The sequence below is a fragment of the Planococcus versutus genome (assembly GCF_001186155.3).
Taxonomy (GTDB): Bacteria; Bacillota; Bacilli; order Bacillales_A; family Planococcaceae; genus Planococcus; species Planococcus versutus.
Genome location: NZ_CP016540.2, coordinates 1,044,309 through 1,057,511, shown reverse-complemented (window position 1 = coordinate 1,057,511; position 13,203 = coordinate 1,044,309). Strand labels below are relative to the sequence as shown.

At 39.7% G+C, this 13,203-nt stretch carries 10 protein-coding genes and 1 pseudogene; 3 read left to right on the top strand and 8 right to left on the bottom strand.

The annotated features are described in order from the left end of the window. Positions 1-66 precede the first annotated feature (66 nt). From I858_RS05305 to hprK, 5 genes are read right to left on the bottom strand one after another with little or no spacing between them, the layout of a single operon-like run. Positions 67-579, bottom strand: a complete 513-nt coding sequence (locus tag I858_RS05305) for an acyltransferase (protein WP_049694302.1) — start codon at positions 577-579, stop codon at positions 67-69. Next, positions 576-1,232 carry a pyrophosphatase PpaX gene (ppaX, locus tag I858_RS05300; protein WP_049694301.1) on the bottom strand — a complete coding sequence of 219 codons (657 nt, stop codon included), beginning with the start codon at positions 1,230-1,232 and terminating at the stop codon, positions 576-578. The genes I858_RS05305 and ppaX overlap by 4 nt, the downstream gene beginning before the upstream one ends. Continuing rightward, positions 1,229-2,164, bottom strand: a complete 936-nt coding sequence (locus I858_RS05295) for a nucleoside recognition domain-containing protein (protein ID WP_049694300.1) — start codon at positions 2,162-2,164, stop codon at positions 1,229-1,231. The genes ppaX and I858_RS05295 overlap by 4 nt, the downstream gene beginning before the upstream one ends. 19 nt (positions 2,165-2,183) lie before the next feature. Continuing rightward, the gene (gene lgt, locus I858_RS05290; protein WP_049694299.1) at positions 2,184-2,996 is read right to left on the bottom strand and encodes a prolipoprotein diacylglyceryl transferase; all 813 of its coding nucleotides are present in this window, start codon (positions 2,994-2,996) and stop codon (positions 2,184-2,186) included. A gap of 21 nt (positions 2,997-3,017) precedes the next feature. Further along, the gene (gene hprK / locus I858_RS05285) at positions 3,018-3,944 is read right to left on the bottom strand and encodes an HPr(Ser) kinase/phosphatase (protein WP_049694298.1); all 927 of its coding nucleotides are present in this window, start codon (positions 3,942-3,944) and stop codon (positions 3,018-3,020) included. A 163-nt stretch (positions 3,945-4,107) separates the two neighbouring features. Between hprK and I858_RS05280 the strand changes: the two genes are divergently transcribed. The 3 genes and pseudogenes from I858_RS05280 to I858_RS17320 form a co-directional block, all read left to right on the top strand. Then, on the top strand, positions 4,108-4,656 hold the full coding sequence (locus tag I858_RS05280; RefSeq protein ID WP_049694297.1) for an N-acetylmuramoyl-L-alanine amidase family protein: 549 nt from the start codon (positions 4,108-4,110) through the stop codon (positions 4,654-4,656). Between the two features lie 99 nt (positions 4,657-4,755). Continuing rightward, complete coding sequence (locus tag I858_RS05275; RefSeq protein WP_049694296.1) at positions 4,756-6,702, top strand: GTP-binding protein; 1,947 nt, start codon at positions 4,756-4,758, stop codon at positions 6,700-6,702. 59 nt (positions 6,703-6,761) lie between these two features. Beyond that, positions 6,762-6,980, top strand: a pseudogene (locus I858_RS17320) (DUF1801 domain-containing protein); the annotation flags it as partial. Between the two features lie 56 nt (positions 6,981-7,036). Here the strand turns inward: I858_RS17320 and I858_RS05265 are convergent. From I858_RS05265 to uvrB, 3 genes are all read right to left on the bottom strand, one after another. Beyond that, a complete protein-coding gene (locus I858_RS05265) occupies positions 7,037-8,209 on the bottom strand; it encodes a DUF4097 family beta strand repeat-containing protein (RefSeq protein WP_049694295.1) in 1,173 nt (390 codons plus the stop codon). Between the two features lie 85 nt (positions 8,210-8,294). Continuing rightward, positions 8,295-11,177 carry an excinuclease ABC subunit UvrA gene (gene uvrA, locus I858_RS05260; RefSeq protein ID WP_049694294.1) on the bottom strand — a complete coding sequence of 961 codons (2,883 nt, stop codon included), beginning with the start codon at positions 11,175-11,177 and terminating at the stop codon, positions 8,295-8,297. A gap of 6 nt (positions 11,178-11,183) precedes the next feature. Beyond that, positions 11,184-13,166: an excinuclease ABC subunit UvrB gene (gene uvrB, locus I858_RS05255; protein ID WP_049694293.1), complete on the bottom strand. Its 1,983-nt coding sequence runs from the start codon at positions 13,164-13,166 to the stop codon at positions 11,184-11,186. Between the last annotated feature and the right edge of the window lie 37 nt (positions 13,167-13,203).

The following is a 13,203-nucleotide window of genomic DNA, read 5'->3' as shown; positions in this document are numbered from 1 at the left end:
TAGCGTATTTTTCTATTCACCGTCAAGAGATATACTTTAAAAAAATCCTGAAAACACAAGGTGCTTTCAGGATTTTGCTTGGCGCTCTGCCATTTGTTCAGCTGTAAAGATAATGTTCATCGGATTTCCGCCGACAAAAGCTCCAGCTGGCACATCTTTATGGACGAGCGTAGCAGCGGAAACAATCGCGCCGTTTCCAATCGTGATGCCGGGCAAAATTGTTGTGTTTGCTCCGATCATGACGCGGTCTCCGATAACCACGTCGCCGAGTCGATATTCATCTATTAAGTATTCATGTGCCAGAATTGTTGTGTTATAACCAATCACTGAGTTTTCTCCAACTGAAATTTTTTCTGGAAACATAACGTCTGGCATTACCATCAATGCAAAAGAAGAGTGTTTACCAATTTTCATTTTCAAAAATTTTTTGTACATCCAATTTTTTATAGGTAAAAATGGCGTATACCGAGCAGTTTGAATCACTAAGAAGTTTTTAGTGACTTTCCAAAAAGGCACAGTTTTATAAATATGCCAAAGTGAATTGGGACCTTCAACAAAATGGCGTTGTGTGTTTCTCATTTTACTGCTTCTTTCGTCATATCAAGCAAATCACTTATATGTTGAAGCATAAAGTCAGGATTGAAACTGGCGAGAAGCTCTTCTCCTTTTGCAGCCCACGCTACACCGGCCGTCCGGACTCCTGCATTTTTTCCACCTTCGATATCGTGCGAATTGTCGCCAATCATCAAAGCCTCTTCAGGAGAAGAGCCTAATTGCGTTAAAGCCAGATACAATGGCTCTGGATCTGGTTTAGGGTTTGCAACATGATCTAAGCCGACTATCACATCAAACACATCGCTAATACCCATCAACTTTAGGCCATGACGAATAGTATCACTTCTCTTTGTGGAAACAATCGCCATCTTCAAACCTTGTGCTTTTAGTAAGCGTAGCGTTTCTGACACGCCGTCGTATTCTTCAACTAGTTCATCATGCAGCATACGGTTAATGGTGCGAAATTGTTCTATCCGTTCTTCAGCATACGCTGGATCTATGGTCATAAATGTCTGTTTTAATGACGGACCAATAAAACTCAACGCATCTTGACGATCAAAACGTCCCGGATAATGTTCATCAAGCACGACTAAGAAAGTTTGAACGATTAATTCATTTGTATCTAACAACGTGCCATCAAAATCAAATAAAAGTGTGCTAATTTTTTTCTCTATCATGTAGAAACCACTCTTTTCTGTTTATTTTCTGCTCTACGCCATATGTAAGAAACAAAAATGGTCAGTCCGAGCGCAGTCACAATTCGAATTGCAAGCAATGGCCAAATTGGAATTCCCAGCGGAATAAAAATCAACGTATCTTCAATGACAGCATGACAAGCGACAAGAAAAATAAATACCAAAGTGGCGTCTTTTTTACTGACACCATCTTCTTGTACAGCTTGAATCATTACACCGGCTCCCATTGCCAGTCCAAAGATGAGCCCAGAAGCAAGTGTCAAAGAAGCGTTTTTCTGTACACCCAAGACGCGTGTCAATGGGCCTAATGTGTCAGATATTTTTTGAAGGTACTTTTTGTCTTTTAAAATTTGAATTATAATCATTAACGGGATTACAATCAACGCTAATTGCAAAACACCAAATGAAGCTTTTTCAAGTCCGATCAGTAAAATACCCAACCAATTTTCAGGAGCTGTCGAAGCTTCAGGGGCAAACCCATACTTTGCTACTTCTCCTCCACCTTGCCAAAGTAAATTGATGACAATACCAGATAATGCCGCTAGCCCGAAGCGAACCACTAAGACGATCCATAACTTAACGCCAACTTTTAACGCGACACCTGTTTCGATAAAAATATTATGTGAAAATGATAGCATAACAGCTAATATAAACACCTCTTTAACTGTCAATTCTAAAGACAGTATACCCGCAATTCCAGCATATAAGTTAAGTGCATTCCCGAGAACCAGTGGAATGGCCGCATCACCACTCAATCCAAACACACCCATAATAGGTGACACTAAATTGATGATAAAAGGCAAGACAGGTGTATATTGAAGCATGGTAACGAGCAAAGTAATTGGAAAAATAATTTTCCCTAATGACCAAGTCGTTTTTAGCCCTGCTTTCAATCCATTTTTCAATGTCGTCATCTGATTGCTCTTTTCTTCATTATTTATCCTTGTAATGAGGTAGATTTTTAATTGTTGCACGACGGTAAACAATTAAAGCTACTGCTAGTATGATTGCGATGACAGAAACTAATTGAGCTGCACGAAGTTCACCAACAACATATAAACTATCTGTACGCATTGATTCGATAAAGAAACGACCTACAGAATACCAAATCATATAGAAGAAAAACAGTTCTCCGCGTACGAGATTTGCTTTTCGTAGCAAGAGTAAAATAATGATGCCGACTAAACTCCACATCGATTCATACAAGAATGTTGGATGATAATAAGCTCCATCTATGTACATATGATTGATAATCCAATCCGGAATAAACAAGTTTTCTAAAAAAGTACGTGTTACTTCTCCTCCGTGTGCTTCTTGGTTGATAAAGTTCCCCCACCTACCAATTGCTTGTCCGATTAAAATGCTTGGTGCTAAAATATCTGCTACTTTTAAAAACGACGTATGGCGTTTTTTTGTAAACACGTACGCGACAATTACAGAAGCAATTAACGCGCCATGAATTGCAATGCCGCCATTCCAAATAGCGATGATTTCAGCAGGATTGTTTTTGTATGCATCCCATTCAAACGCTACATAATAAATGCGTGCACCCACAATTGCTAGCGGCACAGCCCATATCAATAAATCCGTTAAAAATTCGTTATGCAATCCTCGATTAACCATTTCACGCTGCCCTACTAAAAAGGCTATAACAATACCTGCAGCAATGATTACGCCATACCACCGGACCGAAAGAGGTCCAAGTGAAAAAGCGATTGGGTCTATTGAAGCTAATAATGAATACATTTTGTGCACCTTCCCATTCGCTTAATTTGTATCTTGTGCAATCACGTCATTAAGACGCTTTGAAAATTCTTCTGCAGCGTTAACGCCCATTCGTTTTAAGCGATAATTCATCGCAGCTACTTCAATAATAACGGATAAATTTCGACCAGGACGAACAGGGATAGTCAACTTCGTCAATTCTGTATCAATAATTTTCATTTTTTCTTCTTCTAAACCAAGTCGATCGTAAGTTTTCTCTTGATCCCATATTTCTAAATCAATCACTAAAGAAATACGTTTAAATGTACGAACTGCACTTGCTCCAAATAAAGTCATAATATCAATAATACCGACTCCTCGAATCTCAAGCATGTGTTCGATTAATTTAGGTGCAGATCCAACAAGTGTATTTTCACCTTCTTGATGAATCTCTACGCAATCATCCGCTACTAAACGATGGCCTTTTTTAACAAGCTCCAATGCTGTCTCGCTTTTACCCACACCACTTTTACCTGTTATTAATACGCCTATACCATAAATATCCACAAGAACACCATGAATCGCTGTTGTCGGAGCTAGTTTGCTTTCTAAAAAGTTAGTCAACAAACTCGAAAACCTCGTTGTCGACATGGGTGTTGTCATGACCGGTACGTGACGATTACTAGAGGCTGCAATCAATTCTTCTGGAACAGGTACACCATGTGAGACAATAATAGCAGGTGTGTCATCTGTGCAAAGTTTCATCATACGCTCTGAACGTTCTTTTGCTGTCAGCATGGCAAAAAAAGAAAGCTCTGTTTTGCCGAGCAACTGCACACGATTTGCTGGATAATGTGTAAAATATCCTGCCATTTCTAAGCCAGGTCTAGAAATATCACTAATGGGAATATGACGACCGATTCCTTCTTCTCCGCTGATTAATTCCAAATCAAACGTATTCATCACTTGTTTTGTTGTTACTTGTCCCATTTTTGCTCCTCACTTCCTGTCCACACATTTCAAGACGGCTCTCGAAATATTCGTTTTTGTGTGCGGTTTGCTTTCATTTTAACATGGAAAAAATAAATTTGAAGATTTTTGTCCCCTTTTACAACTTGCCTTCCTATATAACAGCAAAAGGAGGCTATACTCAATGAAGATTATGATTGATGCAGGACATGGACCAAATACACCTGGAAAGCGCTCGCCTGACGGAAGACTTAGGGAATTCCATTTCAATTTAGCCGTAGCAGAAGAAGTCAAAAAACGTTTATTATTGGAAGGTCACACTGTACTATTTAGTCACCAAAGTGACAAAGATGTGCCTTTATATGAACGCACGAGTCTTGCAAACCGTTTGAAAGTAGATTTATTTGTTTCGATTCACGCTAATGCATTGGGTCACACATTTAATGCAACCAGCGGAATCGAAACATTTACCTATACAAAACCTCAAAAAGCTACTCAACAGTTAGCTTTTGCTGTTCAACAATCCCTACTGGCTGTTACGGGACGAAAAGATCGCGGCGTCAAACAAGCCGACTTTGCAGTACTGCGAGATACGCATATGCCAGCTATTCTTGTAGAATGTGGTTTTATGACTCATAAACAAGAAGTAGAGCTACTCAAATCAGCCATTTATCGTAAGTATTGCGCACAAGCGATTTGCTTTGGTATTACATGTTTTGAAGCGAATCACTAGAACAGTCATTTTTACAACGCGAAAGCCACGATGGCTTTCGCGTTTTTTTCTTATGATTAACTATAAATTCTGCTAAACTAAAACTAAAGAGGTGACAGTATGAACAAAACCATTGGAATTTTGGCACATGTTGATGCCGGCAAAACCACTTTTTCCGAACAATTGCTTTATCATACAAAAAGCATTCGCGAGCGTGGACGTGTTGATCACCAAAGCGCTTTTCTCGATAGCCATTACATTGAAAAAAGTCGTGGCATTACCATTTTCGCAGACCAAGCGACTTTTTCGTTTAATAATTCAACGTATTTTCTCATTGATACACCTGGACATGTCGACTTTTCACCTGAAATGGAACGATCAATTCAAGTTATGGACTATGCCATCATAATTATTAGTGCAGTTGACGGTATTGAAGGTCATACAGAAACTGTTTGGGAACTGCTTCAAAAACACGAAATCCCTGTTTTTTTCTTTATTAATAAAACAGATCGTGATAACGCAAATCCATCTCATGTATTCCAAGAGATCCGTTCTAGCTTTTCAGAACATGCCTTTGACATTACAACCGGTTTTCATCATGGGGAAATGAGTGAGTCGTTAATTGAATTTATTGCTGAAAGAGATGATGAATTACTATCACGCTACTTTGAATTTGGTTATGACAAAGCACATTGGCTTGAACGTTTTCAGTGTATGCTCGCGGACCGGGAAATTTTCCCTTGCGCAAATGGGTCAGCGTTGCAAGACATTGGCATTCAGGAATTTTTAGGGCAACTTGATCAATTAACTCGTAGTACGTACCGTAAAGATAAAGAATTTGGCGCACGAATTTATAAAATACGACACGATGACAATGGCAATCGAATTTGTTTTTTGAAAGCTTTTAGCGGCACATTGCGTGTTCGCGACAAATTAACATACGGAGCAAATAAAACCGAAGAAAAAGTATCTCAAATACGCTTGTATAACGGAATGAAATTTTATACAGTTGAACAAGTTGTAGCGGGTGAATTGTTTGCGATTGTCGGATTGTCAAAAGCTTCGATTGGTGATGGACTTGGCGTTTGCACTAACGACTCACCCTCCATGGTAGCGCCAACATTAAAATCAATTGTTCAATACGATCTATCGGTTCCCGAAAAAGAAGTATTAAAAAGCTTTACTTTGTTAGGGGCTGAAGATCCTTCTCTTTCTGTTTTCTGGGATGAATATTTCCAACATATTCAAATTCAAGTAATGGGCATGATTCAATTAGAAGTTCTTGAGCAAGTGCTGCTTGAACGGTTTGGCCAACGCATCCAATTTGGAGAACCTGAAATTCTTTACAAAGAAACCATTGAAATAGCGGTTATAGGCTATGGTCATTTTGAGCCACTCCGTCACTATGCAGAAGTTCATTTGAAGCTAGAGCCTGGAGAACGAGACAGTGGCTTTCAAGTCGCGAATATCTGTCATGCGGATGCATTGTCTACCGGAAACCAAAACCTCATTTTGTATCATTTAACAGAACGCGATCATCATGGATTATTAACAGGTTCTCCTGTAACGGATGTGAAAGCGACACTTATCACCGGACGGGGGCACAATCAACACACAGCGGGTGGAGATTTTCGAGAAGCGGCATTTCGCGCTCTTCGTCAAGGTCTCGAGCAAGCGCAAAATCGACTACTCGAACCTATGTATCGCTTTAAAATCAAGGTACATCTTGAACAAATGGGGAAAGTGCTGTCAGACATTCAACAAGCTCACGGTATATTTGAAACTCCTGTCACAATTGATGGAAAAACAACAATTGAAGGCCGAGTCCCAGTAGCCACGTTTATGACTTACAGCACAGAATTTGCTGCGTTAACTCATGGCAAAGGTTTACTGACTTTAGGATTCGACGGTTATGACTTTTGTCACAATGAATCTCATGTAATTTCAACGATTGGCTACGACAAAAATGCGGACCCACTCTATACGTCTACTTCCATTTTTTGCGCAAAAGGTCAAGGCTATAAAGTGCCGTGGGACGAAGCCCAAAAAGCAATGCACTGTGTATAATGTCAAATCTAGATGAAAAGAGATCTTATGGTGGACAAACCAAAAATAACAGAAACCGAGTCGTTCTTTCTCCTTGCAAAGCAAAAATTAGTTTGTATTTTGCGACTGGCGATGAACAGTAGGGTCTTTTACTCGAAAAATTAGGAAAGCATACAAGCGGAAAATCTTGTGTTTATATTCATAAAACAGATGATATGGCTCTTGAAGTGCTCCAACAATTAATTCGACAGTCTATTGATTTTTTGCAAAAGCCCTATCCACAAAAAAGCCTTAAGTAACAAAATAGGCCATATGAAAAGCCGACACAAATGACTTGTGTCGGCTTTTTCATTGTTTATTCAATTGTTAAATAGCGAAGCAAAACAGATCCTGTTTTAGTTTCTCCGTATACCAATAACGGAGCTGCAGCTGGTTCCGTTCCTTGTTTTGAGAAACGAATCGATTTTTGCATAAATTGACCTTGTTCATGTGTCGCGTCGATATCTGACAGCAAAACATCCATTTTCCCTAAGTTAGAAGATACTTCTCCTTTAAGTGGTAAATGAGATGGAATGTATATCTCCACATTACCTGCTAATGTCTTAGCTTCTAACTTACGGGCTTGTTTACATCTTGTTGTGGCAACGATATTGCCATTTAATGATTTAGAAGCAATCGTTTGAATGTCTCCATCGATATAGATTCGGCCATTTAAAGTTTCCGCTTCTAGCACTTTCCCTGTTGTTTCGTATACATGAATCGCACCGTTAGCCGTTTCCAATTCCGCATCATCAAATTCCACGTTTTTCAAATCCACTTTGCCGTTTGCTGTTTTTACTTTGATCAATGCGGCATTTAATCGCTTCATTGTAAATCCACCGTTAAACAAGCGAGCTGTAATGTGTTCATATTCTCCTTCTGGTACATAAAGAACAACGTTTACTTGTGTTGTTTTTAAATCACTAATGATGCGTAATTTATGATCGTCAGCAATAAATACAAATTTATCTAGAAAATCTTCTTTTGCTTGTTGAATAGATTCTGAACGATAGGCTTTCACATTGCATTCTGCACGTAACAAACCATCTTGTGATGGGAAAATCTCTAATTGCCCATTTGCAATATCAGCAATGATGGTATTTAAATCTGTCAATTCATCTGTGAACGTGTGGTTAAACTGAACAGCTTCACCAAATGGCGAGTCGAATTCCATTGTTTTTAACTTGCCTACAGATGTCTGCATAAATTCCATCATCCGGTTGCCTAAATCATTAAAGTCACGCGAAACATTTTTTGAGACGTTTTTAGAAACATTTTTTGAAAAGTCTTTTGATACTTTTTTCATGATGTCTTCTGGTCTAAAAAATCCACGTTTGCTTTGCTTATCTTTTTGATTGTTGCGGCCATAATTTGACTCATTTGTAGATGCACTAGTGCCATCTATTGCGCGTAACAACTCAACTGCTTCACGAGCTGAAATCGTACCGTTTTCAACCATGTCTAAAATGCGTTCTTTTTCACTTTGCATGTATCGCGGCCTCCTCTTTGTCTAGTTGCTTATAAGCAAACAGATCGGTTCTTCTTAGTTGTTACGTTTACAAGCGGGAAAAGTTTCATTTTACCGCTTTTTTTCTACGCCCTGTTCCTTTGACAACCGCATTCATACGCTCACGATCGCGCTCTAGAATTGGTTTTAAGTACTTGCCGGTATATGAATTTTCAGCAGCGGCAATTTCTTCTGGTGTACCGGTTGCTAAAATCATACCACCTTTGTCTCCACCTTCAGGACCAAGATCGATAATATAATCTGCCGTTTTGATAACGTCAAGATTGTGTTCAATTGTTAATACAGTATCCCCATTTTCGACAAGACGTTGCAAAACTTTTAACAAACGAGAAATGTCATCTGCATGAAGTCCTGTTGTCGGCTCGTCCAAAATGTAAAAAGACTTACCATTCGACCGCTTATGAAGTTCGGATGCTAGTTTGACACGCTGTGCTTCACCACCGGATAGCGTAGTAGCCGGTTGACCTAATTTGATATACCCCAGTCCAACATCCACTATCGTTTTCAATTTCCGATTGATTTTGGGAATATTTTCGAAAAATGCATAGCCTTCTTCTACAGTCATAGCCAGTACATCTGCAATGCTTTTGTTTTTATACTTTACTTCCAACGTTTCTCGGTTGTAACGTTTTCCATGACAAATTTCGCATGGTACATAGACATCCGGAAGGAAATGCATTTCTATTTTTATAATACCATCACCACGGCAAGCTTCACAGCGTCCACCCTTGACATTAAAACTAAATCGGCCTTTTTTATAGCCACGAACTTTGGCTTCGTTTGTCGTCGCATACACGTCGCGAATATCGTCAAACACGCCTGTGTACGTTGCGGGATTTGATCGCGGTGTGCGTCCAATTGGCGATTGGTCGATATCAATAACTTTCTCAAGTTCTTTGGTGCCTTCCATAGAATCAAAGTGACCTGGCTTAGCTTTTGCACGATTTAAGCGATGTGCCAATGTTTTGTAAAGAATTTCATTAATGAGTGTACTTTTGCCAGAACCCGAAACACCTGTTACAGCTGTAAATAAACCTAGTGGAATATCGACGTCTACTTTTTTTAAATTGTTTTCATTTGCTCCGCGAATAGAAATTTTCCGTTCTGTTGGCTTTCTACGCTCTGTAGGCACTGGAATAAACTTCTTGCCACTCAAGTATTGACCGGTTAATGACTTTTTGTTTTTCATGACTTTTTCGGGAGTTCCGGCTGCAATAATTTCTCCTCCATGAGCACCCGCTCCTGGACCTACATCGATCAAGTAATCAGCAGCTAACATCGTATCTTCGTCATGCTCGACAACAATCAAGGTATTGCCAATATCTCGCATACTTTTTAAAGTCTCAATCAGTCGGTCATTATCTCGCTGGTGCAAACCGATAGATGGTTCATCAAGAATGTATAAGACACCGGTGAGCCTCGAACCGATTTGAGTTGCTAAACGTATACGTTGCGCTTCTCCTCCAGACAAAGTTCCAGATGCTCGGTTGAGCGTTAAATAATCTAGCCCAACATTAATCAAAAAACCGATACGCTCTTGAATTTCTCGTAAAATCAATTTCGCAATTTGCATGTCTTTTTCGGATAATGTGAGTTGATCAAAAAACTGATACGCTTCCACAATCGAAAATTCCGCTACTGTACCAATGTGTAAGTCATTCACTTTAACTGACAGCGATTCAGGCTTCAAGCGATAGCCTTCACAAACCGTGCAGCTTTGTTGTTCCATGTACTTTTCCATTTGATCACGAATATAATCGGATGAAGTTTCACGATAGCGACGATCAACATTTGAAAGCACACCTTCAAAGCTAATGTAGTTGTCACGCTTTTGACCATAATCGTTTTCATAGCGAAAACGGATTTTATCTACGCCAGAGCCACGCATAATCATATTGATGTGTTCTTCTGGCAGCTCACTAACTGGGATATCCATATCAATTTTATAATGTTCACAAACTGCTTTTAATAATTGTGGATAATATTGCGAACTTGTTGGTTGCCAAGGAACGATAGCTCCTTTGCTAAGTGATACACTCCAGTCAGGAATCACTAGCTCTGGGTCAACTTCTAATTTCACACCTAAACCATCACATTCTGGACAAGCGCCAAAAGGTGAGTTGAACGAAAACATTCGAGGCTCTAGTTCTCCGATTGAAAATCCGCAAATCGGACAAGCATGATGCTCACTAAACAATAATTCTTCTTGTCCCATCACATCAACTAATACGCGTCCTTCTGCCAACCGAAGAGCTGATTCCAAAGAATCACTTAACCGTGGCGCAATACCTTCTTTAATAATAATGCGATCAATCACTACTTCTATGTTATGTTTTTTATTTTTGTCTAATGAAATGTTATCATCTAGGTCAATAAGTTCTCCATCAACGCGAACTCGAACATATCCTTGTTTTTTAATATCTTCAAGCAATTTCACATGCGTTCCTTTGCGTCCTGAGACGATCGGTGCCAAAATTTGCATTTTAGTACGCTCTGGATATTCGACAATACGGTCTACCATTTGTTCAATCGTCTGCGATGATATTTCAATTCCGTGATTCGGACAAATAGGCTTACCTACACGCGCATACATCAAGCGCATGTAATCATAAATTTCTGTGACCGTTGCAACTGTAGAACGAGGATTTTTGCTAGTTGTTTTCTGATCGATTGAAATTGCTGGCGACAAGCCTTCAATTAAATCGACATCCGGCTTATCCATTTGTCCCAAAAATTGACGCGCATACGCAGACAGTGACTCCACGTAGCGTCGCTGCCCTTCAGCATAAATTGTATCAAACGCCAATGAAGACTTGCCAGATCCTGAAAGCCCCGTCATCACAACAAGTTTGTCACGTGGAATAACAACGTCAATGTTCTTTAAATTGTTTGCACGCGCTCCTTGGATCCGTATCTCTGTATTTTTCAACTTCTATCATCCTTCCGCCTTCAATTCAAGAACTGTGTCACGCAGTTCTGCAGCACGTTCAAAATCGAGTGCTTTTGCTGCTTCTTTCATTTCTACTTCCAGTAAACTGATTAGCTTCACGCGCTCTTCTTTTTTGAGTTTTTTGCCCGATACTGCTTTTGAAATGTATTCTTCTGATTCTTCCGCAGCATTTGTTGCACGAATCACATCACGGATTTTCTTTTGTATGGTAATTGGCGTTACGTCATTTTCTTCATTGTATTCAGCTTGGATGGTACGTCGACGTGTGGTTTCGTCCATTGCACGTTGCATCGAGTCTGTTATCCGGTCTGCATACATAATAACGTGGCCATTTGAGTTTCTTGCTGCGCGTCCCATTGTTTGAATAAGTGCGCGGTCAGAACGCAAGAAGCCTTCTTTATCTGCATCTAAGATGGTTACTAATGAAACTTCAGGAATATCCAGTCCTTCACGCAATAAGTTAATGCCGACAAGCGCATCATAAACACCCATACGCAATTCACGGATAATTTCAATCCGTTCTAGTGTTTTAATTTCAGAATGCAAATAGTTTACTTTGATGCCGGCATCTTTTAAATAAGCCGTTAAATCTTCCGACATCTTCTTAGTCAATGTGGTCACGAGTACACGTTCATTTTTCTCTGCACGTTGACGAATTTCGTACATCAAATCATCAATTTGCCCTTCAATCGGTCGAATTTCAATCGTTGGATCTAATAAGCCTGTTGGACGAATAATTTGTTCGACCATTTCTGGCGTATGTTCCAATTCATATGGACCTGGTGTAGCTGATACAAAAACAGCTTGGCTAATATGATCTTCAAATTCGGTAAACGTTAATGGCCGGTTGTCCATTGCAGAAGGCAAGCGAAAACCATGTTCAACTAATACTTTTTTACGTGCTTGGTCACCATTAAACATGCCGCGCACTTGTGGCAATGTCACATGACTTTCATCCACGACTAACAAAAAATCTTCTGGAAAATAATCAATTAATGTATAAGGTTGTGCGCCTGCAGGACGTAATGTTAAATGACGCGAATAGTTCTCGATCCCCGAACAAAATCCCATTTCTCGCATCATTTCTAAGTCGTAACGGGTTCGCTGTTCAAGTCGCTGCGCTTCTAATAATTTGTCTTCTGCACGCATTTCTTTAAGCCGTTCTTCTAATTCGATTTCAATATTTTCAATAGCTTTCACCATTTTATCTTCGCGCGTAACAAAGTGAGATGCAGGGAAAATAGCGACGTGATCGCGTTCCCCTATAATTTTGCCAGTCAACGCATCTACTTCACGAATCCGGTCTATTTCATCGCCAAAAAATTCAACACGTAAACATCTTTCATCGCGTGAAGCAGGGAAAATTTCAACAACATCTCCACGTACGCGGAATGTACCCCGAGTAAAACTAATATCATTGCGTTCGTATTGCACATCTACTAATTTTCTTAACAACTGATTGCGTTCAATTTCCATTCCTTTTCGCAATGAAACAACAAGCTCACGGTATTCCTTTGGTGAACCGAGTCCATATATACACGAAACCGAAGCGACAACAATGACATCGTCTCGTTCAAATAACGAACTTGTTGCTGAGTGACGTAATTTATCAATTTCATCGTTAATGCTGGCATCTTTTTCAATAAATGTGTCGGATTGAGGAACATACGCTTCGGGCTGGTAATAATCATAATAACTGACGAAATACTCAACCGCGTTATCTGGGAAAAATTCTTTGAATTCACTATAAAGCTGTCCTGCTAAGGTTTTATTGTGGGCCATAACAAGTGTCGGTTTTTTAACTTGCTGAATGACGTTCGACATCGTGTAGGTTTTACCTGTACCGGTAGCACCTAGTAATGTTTGGCAACGCTTGCCGTTAATGATGCCTTGTGTTATTTCAGCGATTGCCTGCGGTTGATCACCTGCAGGTTCATACGGGGCTTGAAGATTAAATTCCTGTTTCATAACAAGGCGTCCTCCCATTCTTTCAATAGTTCTATTT